This window comes from Chlorogloea sp. CCALA 695, from assembly GCF_003003885.1.
Classification (GTDB): domain Bacteria; phylum Cyanobacteriota; class Cyanobacteriia; order Cyanobacteriales; family Chroococcidiopsidaceae; genus Aliterella.
Genome location: NZ_PVWN01000079.1, coordinates 1 through 16044, shown reverse-complemented (window position 1 = coordinate 16044; position 16044 = coordinate 1). Strand labels below are relative to the sequence as shown.

Below are 16044 nucleotides of genomic sequence, written 5' to 3'. Positions count from 1 at the left end.
TAGAGCTTTGGAATAGGGCAGCGACAAGCAACGGAACCACAAAATGGAACAAGAGACGCTTTTTTAAAACTACTACTTCCTCATTTACGTATATACATGGCGAAAAATAGGTTTGAAAACTATGAGAGTTCTAGTGCTGCCTACCAGGTGGGGTACGAAAGTGCCTCACAGTTTAGCCGTGAATATTCCCGTCTGTTTGTGCGCCTCCGATGGGGGATATTAAACGTTCGCGCGTAGCTCAAGCAATCTTTCAATCCTTAAATTATCAATAAAACTAATTCCTGATTGGCGATTTACGTTGAATTTAAGGCGATCGCCAGGCAATTTGTGGTTTGGTAATGCCAGCTTATTTAACTAACTTGCAAAACATCAATCAGCGCCGCTAATGCTGGCGGTGTCTGGCGGCGGTTGGGATGGTAAAGGTAGTAGCCGGGAAAAATTGGACACCATTGTGTTAAGACCTGGAGCAGCCGACCTTCAGCAACAAGGTCAGTAATTTGGTCTTCAAAGAGATAGGCAATGCCTTGTCCCGCCAAAGCAGCAGTGAGAAGCAAATCGCCGTCATTGAAGATGAGAGAGCCGTAAACCTTAACCTGAAATGGTCGCCCATCTTCTTCAAACTCCCAAGAATAAAGACCGCCAGAAGTTGCGAATCGATAGTTGATGCAGTTATGTCCGGCAAGGTCTTGGGGTGTACTGGGAATGGAACGATCAGCAAAATAGGCTGGCGACCCAACAACAGTTGTTTGAATATCTGCTCCAACCTTTACTGCAACCATATCTTTAGCAACCTTCTCACCAAATCGGATACCAGCGTCATAACGGCTCTCAATAATGTCCGTTAAACCCTCATCTACCGTAATCTCAACGCGGATATCTGGATGTGCATCAAGAAAGCCCGGTAGCGCAGGACACAGTACAGAGGTCGCTGCGTGCTTAAAAGTGGTAATGCGTACCGTCCCCGCAGGCTTATCGCGCATTTCACTCAAGGCGGTCAGTTCGGCATTGATGTCTTCAAAGGCAGGTCGCAAGGTTTTCAACAGTCTTTCTCCAGCTTCAGTTGCCCTTACCTTTCGGGTTGTTCGCGCCAGCAATCGCAAGCCAAGGCGGTCTTCTAGCACTTTCATAGCGTGGCTCAAGGCAGAGGGGGACATTCCCAATTTTGACGCGGCGCGGGTAAAGCTCATCTCGTCGGCAACTACCACGAAAGCGGCTAAGTCGTTCAGTTCGTCACGCTTCATTGCTGCATAGGTTTCATAAGTGTATGCAGATTATACCATCTAGTAAATTAATTGTATCCGATCTATCCTTGGTTTATGACTTACGAAGCGGAAGAAAAGTACATGGCGAGCAACGTTTCTTTGAGACAACATCAGTCAGTGAGTCTGTCCTATGGACTTGCTGTGCTCAACCAGGGCGATCGCCTCGTGCCGTGGGCATTCGAGCGACGGGAATTGCGATCGGATGACATTGCCGTGAAGATTCAATTCTGTGGGGTCTGCCACAGCGACTTGCACGCGATTCGCGGGTCGTCGGGTTCCTTTCCTTTAGTTCCAGGTCATGAATTTGTCGGCGAAGTGACGGCGATCGGCGCGGAGGTCACAAAATTCCGCGTTGGGGATGCCGTCGCGGTCGGCAATATTGTCGATTCCTGCGGTAAGTGTCCACCGTGCCTCAATCATGAGGAATCGTATTGCCGCGAATTTCCAACAACTACCTATGGCGGTGTCGATCGCATCGACCGCAGCATCACACGCGGCGGCTACTCGAACGATTATGTTGTCAAGACGGATTTTGCCTATCACCTGCCCGCTGGACTCGATCCGGCTAGCGTTGCACCGCTGATGTGTGCGGGCATTACCACCTGGTCGCCCTTGCGCCACTGGAATATTGGAACTGGAAAGACGATCGGCATTGTTGGAATCGGTGGTCTGGGTCACATTGCGATCAAATTTGCCCACGCGCTCGGTGCTTATGTCGTTGTATTTACAACTTCCGAGCAAAAACTCGCCGATGCCCTAGCGCTAGGAGCAGATGAGGCTATCTTATCGACAGATGCCGACAAGATGGCGGCGCAGAAATATCGCTTTGATTTCATTCTCGATACCGTTTCAGCCCGACACTCGCTCGATCCGTACCTGCTGGCGCTCACGCTGGATGGGACGTTTTGCTGTTTAGGTATTCCCGATCGGATGGACTTTACCCCGGTGCTGCTAACAATGGGGCGGCGGCGGTTGACCAGCTCCGGATCGGGCGGGACGGTTGAAACGCAGGAAATGCTGGACTTCTGTAGCAAGCACAACATCACAGCCGATGTGGAAATCATCGCAGCAGCAGACATCAATGATGGGTTTGAACGACTGGATCGGGCAAAGGTTCACTATCGCTTAGTGATCGATATGGCAACGCTAGAAGCACCCGCCAAAAACGCGGCTTGAACTGTCGGGCGACGAGAACAATTTGAAAACGAAAATAGGAACTTTGCAGATGAGACGTTGGATTTTAAAAGCTGGAGCGACTAATCTCGATGGGCTTGTGCTTGAGGATGCGCCGATGCCGGAACCCGGAGAGGGCGAAGTGCGGATTCGCGTTCATGCTGTGTCCCTGAACTATCGCGATCAGCTCGTACTCGGTGGCGGGTTTGCAAGGCTGCCCGACCGCGATCTCGTACCAGTTTCAGACGGTGCAGGCGAGATCGATGCTGTTGGCTCCAGGGTTGAGACCTGGGTGTTAGGCGATCGGGTCACAAATCTGTTTTTCCAAGGCTGGTATGATGGACCACCCAAGGCGAACCTGGGCTTTGGACTGGGTGGGCTTGACGAAGATGGAATGTTGAGCGAGTACGTTGTGCTGCCCGCCGACCGCATTACCCGCACGCCCGTGAGCCTTGATTATGCTGAGACGGCTACTCTGCCTTGCGCCGCTGTCACCGCCTGGAACGCCCTCTATGGTGACCATCCGATTGGACCGGACAGTAAAGTTCTGGTTTTAGGTAGCGGCGGTGTATCACTCTTCGCAATGCTTTTCGCACGTGCGGCAGGCGCTCAGGTGTTCGCCACGTCGAGCCAAGATGCCAAGCTGAAGCGATTGATGGACTTCGGTGCCAGCGATGGTATTAATTATCGGGATATTCCAGATTGGGGGAAAGCGGTATTCGAGCGGACTGGTGGCGTTAACAAGGTCATTAATACTGTCGGTACAGCCACGCTGAACCAGTCGCTGGAGGCAGTCACCTATGGTGGCGAAGTAGCCCTGATTGGATTAATGGCATTTGACGATAGTTCGTCAGGATTTGGCTTGTTGATGGGTAAGAGCGCTACTGTGCGCGGTGTTGCTGTCGGCAGTTCGCAAATGTATGAAGCTTTGGCGCAAGCAATCGACACGCACAAGGTTCGTCCGCCTATTGACAGCAGGTTCCGCTTTGAGGATGTCAAGGATGCTTATCGAGCGCAGTCATCACCAGAACTTTTCGGTAAAATCGTGATCGAGCTGTCGTAATCGATCGTAGTAAGCCATTCTTTGAGAACCTAAAGTGAAGCTTCCCAAACTCATAAACCTTATCCGTTGGATGCTACTTACTGCTGGTGTAATCGGTTAGTTAAGCATGAGGATCGCCCAAGATCGCCCGCCCATCGATATCGTTGCTCAGGAGCGATCGCCGACTGCACCGTTTGATTTCAAAAGTTGCTTCATCGTGTAGGTCTTGGATGCGGAGGCGTTGCCCTCAGCTTATATTAATACAACAAAAGGTAAAAATTATGATACTTGAAAATAAGGTGGTTTTAGGACAGGTACTTTTCGCCGGAGGATCGGGCTTCGTAGGGCGCACTGCCGTCAGGTGGTTCCGCGAGCGGCACCCCAGCGTTCGAGTGCTCATCGGAGGACGAAACCTGCAAGCGGCAGGCGAAGTTGCCCAAAAGATGGGCGCTGCCGAAGCCGTTGCCATAGATCTCGATAAGCCCCACTTGGGTCTCGGTGACGACATCACTGTAGCTGCTGTGGTCATGTTGGCTCCTGAAGCCGGACTCAAAGGACTGATCTACGCGCAGGACTTGGGCATCCCTTACCTGAACATCAACGCTGCCCTCACCGAAAGCGGCCCCGAGTTGGCGATGTTCGCGCATCGTGCGACCGCAGCACCCGTCGTACTCGCCAGTCACTGGATGGCTGGTGCGGCCACGTTTCTGGCACTGAACAGTGCCAAAGGCTTCGAGAGCATCCAATCCATCAGGCTCGGCGCAATCGTTGACGAGCTTGATCCAGTCGGTCCAGCGGCGCTCGAAGACATGGAGCGGGTACATGGGATGGCTCCCCCCGCACTGGTATTCGAGGGTGGGCGGCGCGTATGGCTGTCCGGCGACGCTGCAAAGGGCAAGTTCGAGTCAATCGACGGTCGATCGCTTGATGCCACCGCATTTTCCACGTTCGATACCGTGAGTCTCCATGCCGCCACTGGATCACCGAATGTACGCTTCGACTTGGTGAATGGTAAATCGTCCAGCCGCCGCCGGGGCGGTGAGGCGGCGACCGAGATTGTCGTCGAGATTGAGGGCGAAGCCGATGGTCGAATGAAGCGTTCGCGACGGGTGTTGGAGTTCAAGTACGGTACAGCCTCACTCACGGGCCTGAGCGTCGTGCTTTCGCTCGCGTCGGTGTTGGGTCTGAACGATCGTGATCCTGCCCGCCCTGGGCTTTACCTACCCGAATTACTCTCGGATTCCAAATGGTTTCTGGATGAACTCCGCAGTGGGGGAGCGATTATCTCCGAAGACTCTAAGTAACCTCTTCGACCAAATGACCAGCGCTCGGCTTACAAAACCCATTTGATATCTTTTTTCATAATCAAGTACAGTTAAAGCACAAATATGATATGGATGCCATGCCGTACCAGAAAAGTTTTGTAAATGTTTTCTCAAGGAAAAACAACCATGCCCGCTATCTTTATTCATGGTGTTCCAGATACCTACCGCGTTTGGGATCAAGTGCGTAGTCGATTGTCAAGAACCGACATCGAAACCCTTACATTACCAGGCTTCGACAGCCCAGTTCCCCCGGCTTTACAGCAACCAAAGACAAGTACGTCGATTGGATTATCGATCGGCTCGAACGATACTCAAAGCCAGTCGATCTGGTCGGTCATGACTGGGGCTGCATTCTATAGGTTCGCGTCGCGTCGCTCCGACCTGACCTAGTGAGAACGTGGGCGGCAGGCAGTGGACCAGTCAGCAGCGATTACAAATGGCACGAGCTTGCCAAAATTTGGCAAACGCCCAGTGCGGGTGAGCAATGGATGCGGGATCTCGACGAGGGCGAGTTCAGCCATCAACTTGAGTCTTACGGCGTTCCCACCAATCTTGCCCTGGAGATGGTAGGGCGAATGGATAAAACAATGAAAGACTGCATCCTGAAACTGTACCGCTCTGCCATTCATGTCGGAGCGGAGTGGGAGCCAGGTTTGGCAAACATTACCTCTCCAGGTCTGGTCTTCTGGGGCAAGCTAGACCCAGCTTGTCCGATCGAGTTTGCCGACCGTCTGGGCAAGGATACAAAGGCAGCTCACATACTCAAGCTCGATTGCGGACACTGGACACCCGTGCAATGTCCAGACGAAGTAGCGCAAGCCTTGCAGGAACACTGGATCACCGCAGACTCTAAGTAAACCAGTAGAGAATCTATTTGACATCTTTTTGGCAAGTAGCTTGTCTGATGCAAATTCACAGTACAAACAATAGGCTGCGATCGCATGATGATGACCATTAATTCGTACTTTGATGTGTTTCTAATGCCCGCTCGATGTTACTTTGAAACCATTAAACAAAAAATAAACAGCTATGAAAACACTTGAGAATAAAGTTGCCTTGGTGACGGGCGGAACATCGGGAATTGGGAAAGCAACTGCCATAGCACTGGGTGTTGCAGGCGCAAAGGTGGTTTTTTCGGGCAGACGTGAGGAGGAAGGTGAAAACACCGCTAACTGTAGCGACCTGAAATCATAATCGCTCCGACCCGATATTATCGCTGTTTTGAGACTCAATTTGCGGGTTTTGCACAATTTTGGTGAAACGGAAAAGGTGAGACTGCATTCGCGGCAGCTACGCTATCATTGCCACCTTTACCAACCCCACGACACGGATTGGGGGCATCAACCGTTGGTAACAGAATTTTTGTTTTTGGTGGCGGAACTAAAACTGGCGGAAATGCCTCTACAGCGCTCCATGAAGTGCTGGTGTTGCCCACCGATGAACCAATGCCAAAATCTTTTACTATTTAAACACTACGCCAACTTGTTCGGGCTTTCAATCTACAATATCAGCTTGTTTTAATGCAGCCGCTAACTTTGTCATAAATTCAACAAAGACGCGAACTTTAGCCGAGAGATAGCGTTTTTGGGGATACAACACGGCGATCGGTAATCCAGCTTGAGTCGCGTAAGATTGCAGAATGGGTTGGAGGTCTCCACGCGCGATCGCATTGGCGGCAATAAATTTAGGTAATTGAACCACCCCCGCTCCTTGAATCACTGCTGCTAAAATGACCTCTGAGTCATCAAATCGCAGATAACTGTTAACGGCAAGGTCAATTACTTTGCCATCTTGTTCAAACTTCCAGATAGGTTCTTGTCGAGTCTGTGGATAGATAAAGTTTACAGTGCGATGCTGGAATAGTTCGGTGGGCGTTGTGGGCATACCATATTGAGCGAGATACGACGGCGAGGCACAAGTGATATAGCGTGCTGTTGCTAAGTAGTGCATGATTAGACTGCTATCGCTGCTGATGCCAATCCGTACCGTTGCATCAATACCCTCCTCGATCAGATCGATTAAGCGATCATTAAAAGAAACATTTAGCTTGAGATCGGGGTATTGTGTGGCAAATTGCAGCAAAGCCGGGGCGATATGTATTTTGCCAAACGTATTGCTAAGATCGATCCGTAATGTACCAATCGGTATAGATTGCGATCGCTTAACTTCAAGTTCGGCTTCTGCCAAATCGCTAATAATTTGCTGACAGCGTTGATAAAATCGATTGCCATCTTCAGTCAGTGTCAAACTGCGAGTCGTTCGCCCAAGCAAGCGCACCCCCAATTGGTCTTCTAAACGCAATACCGCTCGACTCACGGCGGAAGGAGCCATGCCCAACTGTCTTGCTGCCTCGGAAAAGCTGCCACATTGAGCGGAGCGCATAAAAATCATCAGGCTTTTCAGCTTGTCCATTGAAGCTCCCGCATCTTTGAATTTTTTGCACAAGTGTTTTGAAGTTTAACTACTTTTTCTCTTTTCTTGTATAAGCTACTGTTTAGATCAGTTGAAAAGCCTGATTAAGGAAACAAACATGACACAGCAAACAAACGCAGAACAAATCATCTTAGTCATCGGAGCAACGGGCAATCAGGGCGGCGCGGTGGCGCGTCATCTTTTGCAACGGGGAAAATTTAATGTCCGCGCTCTGGTTCGCGATGAAAATAAGCCCGCATCTCTTTCCCTTCAACAGGCAGGTGTAGAACTTGTAAAAGGCGATCTGGGCGATCGCGCTTCCTTGGATCGCGCTTTTCAAGGCGTTTATGGCGTTTTTTCGGTGCAGGACTTCAAAGATGGAGTGGCAACTGAAATCCGTCAGGGCAAATCTGTTGCAGACGCGGCGAAAGGTGCAAAGGTTCAGCATTTTGTCTACAGTTCGGTGGGTAGCGCTGAAAGAAACACTGGCATTCCGCATTTTGATAGCAAGTTTCAAGTTGAAGAATATATTCGAGAAATCGAGTTATCCTACACAATCATGCGTCCGGTTTTCTTCTTTTATAACTACAACATGATGCGATCGATGATTGAAAACGGCACGCTTTTCCAGCCGCTTAGTCCCGAAACAAAATTACAGCAACTATCCGAAGATGATTATGGGGCAATGGTTGCCGAGGTGTTTGAGCGCCCCGCAGATTTCATGCACCGTGAGATCGAAGTTGCCAGTGTGGAAATGACCATGCCAGAAATCGCTGCTGCATTTAGCCACGTTTTGGGACAACCCGTCAACTACCAACAAATTCCGTTTGAAGCATTTGAGCAGCAAGCCGGAGAGGAAGTCACCATCATGTATCGCTGGTTTGAGAACGTCGGCTACAAAGCAGACTTTGCTCAGTTGAAACGCGATTTTCCTGCACTGACTGGCTTTGAATCCTATCTGCGCTCCGGTGACTGGGCAAAATAAGCCAATATTGAGGCAAAAGTATAGAAAGTTTTTGCTGCCGCTTGAGTACAAGGTTGATTATGCAAGCAGATTTGTTAACCAAGGAAATAACAATGAAAGTATTGATGGTTGGAGCAACGGGCAAGTATGCCAGTCTTGTAGTGCCAGAGCTAAAGCAGCGTGGTGTTACGGTGCGTTTTCTGGTACGCAATGAAAGTAAATCAGAGGCGGTACGGCAGCAAGGAGCAGACGAGATCGCGATCGCAGATTTTCGTGACCCAGCTAGTCTCCGTGCTGCTGCCAGTGGTGTAGACGGAGTATTTCATATCAATCCCGCCTTCGCACCTGATGAGGCGGAGCTAGGTGTGGCAATGGTGGAGGCGGCAGTATCTGCTAAAGTACGGAAATTTGTTTTCTCCAGTGTCATCCACCCGTCAATTTCTAAGCTGAGTAATCATGCGGCTAAACGTCCGGTGGAGGAAGCGTTGTACGAATCAGGGATGGAATTTACTGTCTTGCAGCCCACTATGTTCATGCAGAATCTCAATAGTAGCTGGAACTCCGTACTAGAGCATGGTCGTTTCTCTCTACCTTACTCCAAACACGTAAAAGCCTCTTACGTGGATTACCGTGATGTCGCAGAAGTCGCCGCCCTAGCGCTGACTGGGGACAAGCTGAGTTACGGCACTTTTGAGTTGTGCGCCCCTGGCATGGTCAACCGTCTGGAGTTGGTGACACTGATGAGCGAAGCGCTGGGGCGCACTATTGAGGCAGGGGAGCCAGCCTTCCAGGAGTGGGTACAAACAGCACATATAAACGATGTGGCTATTAAAGAGGGTTTAGCGCGGATGTATGCCAACTATAATCGCTACGGTTTTCCTGGCGGCAACTCTTTAGTGCTGCAAGCTATTCTCGGTCGAGAGCCGCGATCGCTAAAACAGTATATTTACAAGCTTACGAACCGTTGAGAAGCAATTATCATTTATAATATTTGGGATAATTGACGTTTTAAAGTAGCAAGTAACCGTTGAGGACTTTTAATTCGATGATGTTCGTCGTGAATACCAAGCATGAATAAGTAGATTCTGAAAAAATAGCACAGGTGTATCAAAGCCAGCCGATGCAATAATTGATGCGACTTCTTGGGGTGGCAGCACAGCAACATCACGACCATAAGCAGCACGCATTTTTTCAATGTCGTCCTCCGGCAGTTCGGCAGACTTCATCATCCGCAGCCAAACCTCAAGAAGACTTTGATAGTCTGAAGTAGACATATCATAAACTATATCGGAACTGATCAAATATCCTTGGGGACGAAGTCGTAAAGCAATTTGGTTAAAAAAGTTGCGCCTCTCCTCTTTCTCCATGATAAAGTGAGAAACCACAAGGCAAGTCGCCGCCTCAAAGGAATCTGATTCGGGCAGTGAATCGAGATAACCTTCGTGAAAAGTGCAACGGGATGTGATGCCACACTCTTCGACGCGCTGGCGACAAACATCAAGCATCGCGATTGCAGGTTCTACCGCAGTGAATCGCCATAGCGGAAATGCTTGGGCTAGATTAATCAATTCCGACCCAGTTCCTACGCCGACGCAAAGTATCCGGGCATCGGCAGGAAGCTCAGACAGTATGGCGCGGATCAATAAATCAAGGGAGTCGCGGATTGGAGCCAACTTAGCCCACCTATTATCGTAGGCAGAAGCAGTTTTTTGGTCAAAAACAATAGCTGATTGTTGATTTTTCATGTGGGGGAAGCCAATAAGAGAGTAAGCGGAGTTTACCAAAGTCTACAATTAAAACACATCTACGAGATCGCCCCAGGTATCGAAAAATCGCCGCAGAAATTGCCCATCAACTATCTCTCCAGATGCCAGAGAAAGCTATGCCTGATATACTCACTGATTGGAAGGAGATAGGTCAGAATGATCCGTTACCAGAAGTCAGGAGTGTTTGGAAGTAACTGATTGTAATAATTCTATGCTGTACTAAGCTGTCGTGGATCTAAATTGTACTGTTTGGAAACTGAAATGCTTGCTCTAAGGTTTTCAGCTTTAAAAATTAAGTGCGTCTTAGCTTACCCTTTGCAAGTGTTGCTGAATGGGTAATGCGGTAGGAAAGTGGGTGAGACAGGAGGTTGTAGAAAAGAAAAATCCTCACACTTTCAGCAATGCCAGAAAACTTATGAGCGGCAATGCTGCCTTACGAATTTCCTTTGCTGAGAAATTGCTTAACTGTTATGGGTTTGATATGAGGATAGCGATCGTTGCCAATGGTATCGAGTTTGCCCTTACCCGATACCATTGCGTACATATACTGGTGGAAGACGTACTCGTTGAGTGTTTTGGCTGACGCTTTTTTGGCAGTAATCCAAGCTTGCATCTCGGCGATACTACCCAAAGATTTTTCAGTTAATTTACTACCCGTTGCTCCTTCATAGATGGCTTTCAATTGCTTTGAGGTCAGTGTGTCACCGGCGACTTCCAATGCCATGTTTGCCAAGTCTGGGTCGCTTACCGCTTCTGCTACATACTTAGCGGTATCATCGGTGGTCGTGAGATCGAGCGGCATTTCACCATCGCCCCAGTATTGAAAAATCTGATTTTTTAGGTCAAATAGTGGCATATAGGTGATGAATTCCATAAATGCCCCGTTGAGAACTAAGGTATATTCCAAACCGCTTTGCTGAAGATACTCAAATACTTCTTTGCGCTTATCCAAATTGTCATTGTCGCCGTAGTCTAGCTTGCGATAGTCCACAGAGTAGTCGGAGGGAATGAACCGCTTTACGCCCTGCTGTTTGGCAGCATCAATCAAGTTTTTTTGCCCTGGGACAGTCACTTCATTATTGCCGATCGCAGATACAACAACATCGACCCCTGCACACGCTGGTAGTAAAGTTTCCGGCTGCATTAGATCGCCTGCTATAAGGGTTGCACCCTTGGTTTTCATCGCGCCCTTCTTTTGACGATTTTCTTCCTTACTGTCATCAAGACTTCGCACCATTGCCCGAACGTCAATGTTGCCTTTGTCGAGTAAAGCAGAAACAATCTTAGTACCCAGCATTCCAGTAGCACCAGCAACCAGAACTGTCAATTTTGTAGTCATGATTTTCCTTGTAAAAGTTTAAAAATTCATCTTTTGCTGCTAGATAGACTTGCTACCTAATAGGCAATTGCCCGCTATCGGTCGATTTGTCGAAGCCAAACTCAGATCATCCGGTGTCGGGTAATTTATTTTCTAAAGCCTTCTAAAAAGTTGGTCTTAGCCGCCGGATACTGCTGAGTGACTTGTTCAAGCGCTTGATTAGATTGTTCCCGGTTGGGAAAAGGCAGCGAAGCCGGAGGCAATGTGCGCGTTTGGGCGGGTACGGTCGTTGCCATAATCGTGTATTCAAAACCCGCAGGTACATAGGTATTGAGTAATCGTGCCGTTTCCGAATCGATTTGAAAAGCGTGTTTTGTGCCTCGCGGAATTGACACAAACGACCCGGCGGTTGCTTTAATCGGCTTGTCGTCTACAAAGAAGGTGGCTTCGCCTTCGAGAATATAGAAGGTTTCATCTGCCGCCTCATGGATGTGAGGCGGTGCTGCGGAACCGTGTGATAATAGCTCCTCTATACAGGAATACTCTCCATTAGTATCTTCGGCCGTTGCCAGCATAATCCAGAGAATACCCATACCCCAGTAAGCGCGACCTTCAGCATTATTAACTTCAAAAGCTTGTGGCTTGTTTTGTGCGCTCATTTATAAATCCTTTACTTCAATTGGTTGGGGCAGTGAACGCAGATTGACTCTCTTGATCGGGTTTAACTTGGGTATGATGCGAACCTAATCTTTTGCTAATTCTGTTTATCGGTAGACCGTAATAGACAGTATGTGTAACCGATCGAGCTTGTTCAGCAATAGGCGGCTAGATCGCAAAAGTCAGTCCTCGATTGGGGGTGCTGCGGCTTCTTCAATGCCCCGATCAACCATAACACGGCAGACATCCGCCAACACCTGGGTATCGAGGTAGACGTGCATGCTAACGATCTTACCCATCCGCAGCCGCACAATGTGAACCCCATCATTGAGGTAAGGTTCGCCAGTGACGGAAGTTGCCTTGCTCTGCCATTCGGCTGTCGCCGTAGTATTCCACGGCCAACCGCTGACGGCAATACGCTTTACCTTGAAACTTAGGTCGGGAAGCAAGCGAAAGACTCGCCCAAACCAACGCTCCACCCCAGCAGTCGAGTGACGTGTACCTCCGAGGGCGTGAGTGCCTGCGAAGTAGTGTTCGATCTGTGAATCCATTCCAGCTAGCGAATCCTCAAAGTTGTCCCGATCAAGACCCTCAAGCGTTTGGGTCAGTTTACTGCGGACAAAGGCGTGATACACGGTAGTTCTCCTAGGTGTTTAATGCAAAAGGTAGTAGTAGGAAGGTTGGAGTTCATAGTATCGTTCCTAGAAAAACAGTCAGATTGAGATTTCTGATGAATGGGGTTGATTTAGTAGTCCAGCAAAAGCTTAAGCCAGCGTCTTACTAGCGATATAGGAAGTGTCGTCAGAGAGTAGAAACGTTATAGCTTGCGACCTTAGTTTAGAAAAAACCTATCTACAGTCTAACGAATTTAAACATCGAAATCTATCACGTTCTTGCTGTCTTGAATGTATTGCCTTGGAGTGACACAAACAAGCCGCTTGAAGTGGGAACCAAAGTGACTTTGACTCGCAAATCCAGTTTCAAAGGCTACTTGCTCGATCGACCACTCTTTTCTAAGCAGCCGTTTTGCTTGCAAAATTCGCACTTGAATTTGATAAGCGTGGGGCGGCATACCAAAAGTTTTGCTGAACGATCTATTGAGATGGAAGGAACTCAAGTTTGCAACCTGGGCTAATTGCTCTAACGAAATCTCGCGATCATAATGGTCTTCAATATATATCCGAACGCGATCAACGGGCTGACGTTCTTCCCCTAACTTGGCTTGGCAAGGTGGATTCTCTGCACAGCGCAGAATTAATTGTGCTAACAAATCTCCCATCAATGTCTGTTGTTCAAGCTGAGAAATGGGCTGTTCTAGGGCTTGATGAACTTGAACGATTTGTGTATTCAAGTCGCGGTCATAGACTAGAGGCATCGAAAAAAATGGCAGCGCTGTTTTGCGTCCTGCCACTTCTGTTGCAACCTGTTGAAGTAAATCTACACCTATCTGTAGCCCGCGATACGTGCAGTCTCTATCGCTTGCACAATCAGCATGATGCGCTTCTCCAGGTTGTGTCACTACCAAGGTGTTTGGTGGAACGCTGTATGTCGCGCCTCGGTAGTTAAACTGCCAGCCGTCACCTTGCCGGATGCCAAGCTCCAGTTCTTCGTGAAAATGGCGGGGCAATGAATGGATTTTAGAAACACCATGTACTAGCTCAATCGATGGTAGATACTGAGATCGCCAAATTCTAGTGCGTGACGGATTTGCTTTCATGGTAGATTTTGAATCAATAGGCGATCGCATTTTATTTGTATTAAAGTTAGAACCGCAAACTTTTCTTTACAAAGCAGCACAGAAAGCACTTAATCAATTGATTCAACAAATAAAACTTATGGATAACAATTTCTAATTGCATCAAATCTTCTAGAGCTTAGTTTTCCCCTTCCTCAAAAAAAAGTTTGACCAAAAACCGCTCAAGAAGTCCCTCATGATTTCTCCAAATTAATTGGTTTTTATCACCAAAAACGCTGATAGTTTGTTGATGTTGCTGGAGAATGCGTAACTGTGAGAACTGTAAAAGCCTAGTTGAAATTGTAAAAAGATAAACGAATTAAATTTCGTCGGGATCGTTAAAGATAAATCAAAAACATTGTTCTTACCTCTTTAGGACTACCAAAATTGTTTGCGGCACTTCTGTTGCGAGAGTACGAATGAGAACTACTGCCCGATCGAAATCTTGATTTAATTATGACTTCTACCCCTCATCCCCGCAATGGATCGCAAGTAAAATTTCAGCGTTGCTACTAAATAGGAATTATTTGACGGCGACAGCAAAAAATCACTTCAAACTTTTTACTAGCTAAACATTCTTGTACCTATTTGCTCCATTCATCCCATGCCGCTCGCGCCACCTTTGCTATTACTTCTTCGCGGGTTGTATCATCAGCCATCGAATCAGAAACAAAAACGGAGATCGCCAAATGTCGGCTATTTGGAAGCGTCACAAGTCCCACATCATTTGTTGCCGCCGTCACTTTATTTACAGTAGAGGAAGTACCAGTTTTGTGTGCCACAACTGTCCCCTCTGGCAACAGTCCTTTAATGCGGTTTAGACCTGTAGATGTCTCTGTCATCAATCGCCGCAATAACGCTTGACTAGATTTTGAAAGCCCTTGTCCCTCATGAAAGGTGCGTAGCAAAACGACAATTGCGTCAGGCGTTGCATAGTTACGATACTGCACGGCTGTGTCTTGCCCTAACTCCTTCTCCGTGTTAGCAACAATGATGTCGTTTACGCTAAGACCACGCAAATACTGGGTGACAATCTTGGACCCACCGACGAGCCGTAATAGCACATCACAAGCTGTATTATCACTTTCAGAAACCATGTACTTCAATAGTTCAGTCAGGCTTAATTCCACTCCCAGCGAATTGCGATCTAGAATCCGACTGCCCTGGACGATATCGCTTGCTTCAACCCGAATTTGTCGATCTAACTTGAGTTTTCCTTGGTCTACTTGAGCTAGAACAGCCATCGCGATCGGAAACTTGTAAACGCTTCGCATCGGAAATCGCTGATTCCCATTGAGAGACACTGACTCTCCGGTTTCTAGCACCGTGGCTGTCATCCCAACCCGCCCTTGAGCAGCACGAGAAGTTTGTTCAATGCGATCGTGTAATTCGTTGCTGCAATCGGTGTTCGATGTGGTCATTTCATTCAGTGCGCTTTTTCGGCTGCTTGAGGTATCTCCTCTATTACCGAAGTTAATGCCTGTGCAACCGATAGTCAGTAAAACAGTCAATAAAAATAAGCAGAATGTGCGAAGCGAAGCTTTTTTAAGCGTTACTTGAATCATGCACCTTGAACTGAAATTGCGAACAGCTAGAGTATACACTCACTAATTGCAAGATTTCGGACTTCAGGGGACTTTATTAGATTTTGTGTTTAAAGCTGCTAACCCTTTTCTGTCAGACTCCGAAAACTTTGGTCATTCCTGAATCCTAGAAGCTTTCTAGAAAGCGCAATAGCTCGATTGTTTAATAATAACAATTAGCCCCTTAAAGAAATGGCTACAACTCCCTTACATTAAGATTTCATCTGGAAAGTGACACAAGAGGATTAGGACGATATTCGGTTTTAAGGACAGTTTACTTAGAGCCAGCTAAAGCGCAATCATTAGAGTAGCAACAACGATCGGCGATAAGAGCGCCATTAGACATCTCCAATGAGTGAAGCCGATGACAAGCAACATAAGATATCTTCTAATGAGTCAGGTAAACCGATGATAAGCAACTTAATGAGCGCGATCGCACTCCAGCAACGATTGAATAAATCCCTCATATCCTCCAGCCAGTCACTCGGCTGGAGCGGAGTCTTAGTTCAACAATATCAATATCCAAGTTCTTCTACCGTCTGTGAGATGGAGGTTCCGGCTTTATCGGAGCATTGGCTCAACTTACCTTTGGGAAATCCTGCTCAATTGACTCAGAAGCGCGACGACTTCTTCCATGAGTCCATCGTTCAAAAGGGTCACAGTATTTTTGTTCCGGCTGGGCAACCAAGCTACTGGCGGGGTGAAGCTAGTGATACTGATGAGACAATGCGGCGTTGCTGAATGAACAGATGAATAGTTAAACACGATAAGGGACAGGCACATCACCAAACTTGAGGTAATGAATTA

The 16044-nt window shown here is 47.9% G+C and carries 18 protein-coding genes; 10 read left to right on the top strand and 8 right to left on the bottom strand.

Features of this window, described 5'->3' with window-relative positions; translation table 11 throughout:
* Positions 1-350: 350 nt before the first annotated feature.
* Entirely contained in the window at positions 351-1241 is an 891-nt protein-coding gene (locus C7B70_RS22950; protein WP_106371262.1) for a LysR family transcriptional regulator, read from the bottom strand.
* A gap of 75 nt (positions 1242-1316) precedes the next feature.
* Here C7B70_RS22950 and C7B70_RS22945 point away from each other — a divergent pair, with 75 nt between their 5' ends.
* The 6 genes from C7B70_RS22945 (at position 1317) to C7B70_RS22920 (ending at position 6271) form a co-directional block, all read left to right on the top strand.
* Complete coding sequence (locus C7B70_RS22945) at positions 1317-2438, top strand: NAD(P)-dependent alcohol dehydrogenase (RefSeq protein WP_199192465.1); 1122 nt, start codon at positions 1317-1319, stop codon at positions 2436-2438.
* A gap of 22 nt (positions 2439-2460) precedes the next feature.
* A complete protein-coding gene (locus C7B70_RS22940; RefSeq protein WP_199192464.1) occupies positions 2461-3498 on the top strand; it encodes an NAD(P)-dependent alcohol dehydrogenase in 1038 nt (345 codons plus the stop codon).
* Between the two features lie 260 nt (positions 3499-3758).
* A complete protein-coding gene (locus C7B70_RS22935; protein WP_106371260.1) occupies positions 3759-4781 on the top strand; it encodes an NAD(P)-dependent oxidoreductase in 1023 nt (340 codons plus the stop codon).
* A 509-nt stretch (positions 4782-5290) separates the two neighbouring features.
* Positions 5291-5659 carry an alpha/beta fold hydrolase gene (locus C7B70_RS27230; RefSeq protein WP_199192463.1) on the top strand — a complete coding sequence of 123 codons (369 nt, stop codon included), beginning with the start codon at positions 5291-5293 and terminating at the stop codon, positions 5657-5659.
* Positions 5660-5831: 172 nt separating this feature from the next.
* A complete protein-coding gene (locus tag C7B70_RS22925; protein ID WP_106371259.1) occupies positions 5832-5996 on the top strand; it encodes an SDR family NAD(P)-dependent oxidoreductase in 165 nt (54 codons plus the stop codon).
* 107 nt (positions 5997-6103) lie between these two features.
* Positions 6104-6271 (top strand): kelch repeat-containing protein, encoded by a 168-nt coding sequence (locus C7B70_RS22920; protein WP_199192462.1) that lies wholly within the window; start codon positions 6104-6106, stop codon positions 6269-6271.
* 25 nt (positions 6272-6296) lie between these two features.
* Here the strand turns inward: C7B70_RS22920 and C7B70_RS22915 are convergent, their stop codons facing one another.
* Positions 6297-7214, bottom strand: a complete 918-nt coding sequence (locus tag C7B70_RS22915) for a LysR family transcriptional regulator (RefSeq protein WP_106371258.1) — start codon at positions 7212-7214, stop codon at positions 6297-6299.
* Between the two features lie 118 nt (positions 7215-7332).
* Here C7B70_RS22915 and C7B70_RS22910 point away from each other — a divergent pair, with 118 nt between their 5' ends.
* Together C7B70_RS22910 and C7B70_RS22905 are read left to right on the top strand one after the other, a co-directional pair.
* Positions 7333-8199 (top strand): NmrA/HSCARG family protein, encoded by an 867-nt coding sequence (locus tag C7B70_RS22910; RefSeq protein ID WP_106371257.1) that lies wholly within the window; start codon positions 7333-7335, stop codon positions 8197-8199.
* A 92-nt stretch (positions 8200-8291) separates the two neighbouring features.
* Positions 8292-9146 carry an SDR family oxidoreductase gene (locus C7B70_RS22905; RefSeq protein WP_106371256.1) on the top strand — a complete coding sequence of 285 codons (855 nt, stop codon included), beginning with the start codon at positions 8292-8294 and terminating at the stop codon, positions 9144-9146.
* 69 nt (positions 9147-9215) lie between these two features.
* Here C7B70_RS22905 and C7B70_RS22900 read toward each other — a convergent pair whose 3' ends face one another.
* The 5 genes from C7B70_RS22900 to C7B70_RS22880 form a co-directional block, all read right to left on the bottom strand.
* Positions 9216-9923 carry a class I SAM-dependent methyltransferase gene (locus C7B70_RS22900; RefSeq protein ID WP_106371255.1) on the bottom strand — a complete coding sequence of 236 codons (708 nt, stop codon included), beginning with the start codon at positions 9921-9923 and terminating at the stop codon, positions 9216-9218.
* A gap of 454 nt (positions 9924-10377) precedes the next feature.
* Positions 10378-11283: an aromatic alcohol reductase gene (locus C7B70_RS22895; RefSeq protein ID WP_106371254.1), complete on the bottom strand. Its 906-nt coding sequence runs from the start codon at positions 11281-11283 to the stop codon at positions 10378-10380.
* 125 nt (positions 11284-11408) lie between these two features.
* On the bottom strand, positions 11409-11921 hold the full coding sequence (locus tag C7B70_RS22890; RefSeq protein WP_106371253.1) for a quercetin 2,3-dioxygenase: 513 nt from the start codon (positions 11919-11921) through the stop codon (positions 11409-11411).
* 180 nt (positions 11922-12101) lie between these two features.
* Positions 12102-12554: a nuclear transport factor 2 family protein gene (locus C7B70_RS22885; protein WP_106371252.1), complete on the bottom strand. Its 453-nt coding sequence runs from the start codon at positions 12552-12554 to the stop codon at positions 12102-12104.
* Between the two features lie 233 nt (positions 12555-12787).
* On the bottom strand, positions 12788-13636 hold the full coding sequence (locus C7B70_RS22880; RefSeq protein WP_106371251.1) for an AraC family transcriptional regulator: 849 nt from the start codon (positions 13634-13636) through the stop codon (positions 12788-12790).
* On the opposite strand from C7B70_RS22880, the gene C7B70_RS26595 reads away from it, so the two are divergent.
* Complete coding sequence (locus C7B70_RS26595) at positions 13635-13772, top strand: hypothetical protein (RefSeq protein WP_158260566.1); 138 nt, start codon at positions 13635-13637, stop codon at positions 13770-13772. The two genes, C7B70_RS22880 and C7B70_RS26595, sit on opposite strands and share 2 nt — an antisense overlap.
* A 466-nt stretch (positions 13773-14238) precedes the next feature.
* On the opposite strand, the gene bla is transcribed toward C7B70_RS26595, so the two are convergent.
* Entirely contained in the window at positions 14239-15075 is an 837-nt protein-coding gene (gene bla, locus C7B70_RS22875; RefSeq protein WP_199192461.1) for a class A beta-lactamase, read from the bottom strand.
* Between the two features lie 513 nt (positions 15076-15588).
* Between bla and C7B70_RS22870 the strand changes: the two genes are divergently transcribed.
* Positions 15589-15978, top strand: coding sequence for a hypothetical protein (locus tag C7B70_RS22870; RefSeq protein WP_106371249.1), 390 nt, complete (start codon positions 15589-15591; stop codon positions 15976-15978).
* The last annotated feature ends 66 nt before the right edge of the window (positions 15979-16044 follow it).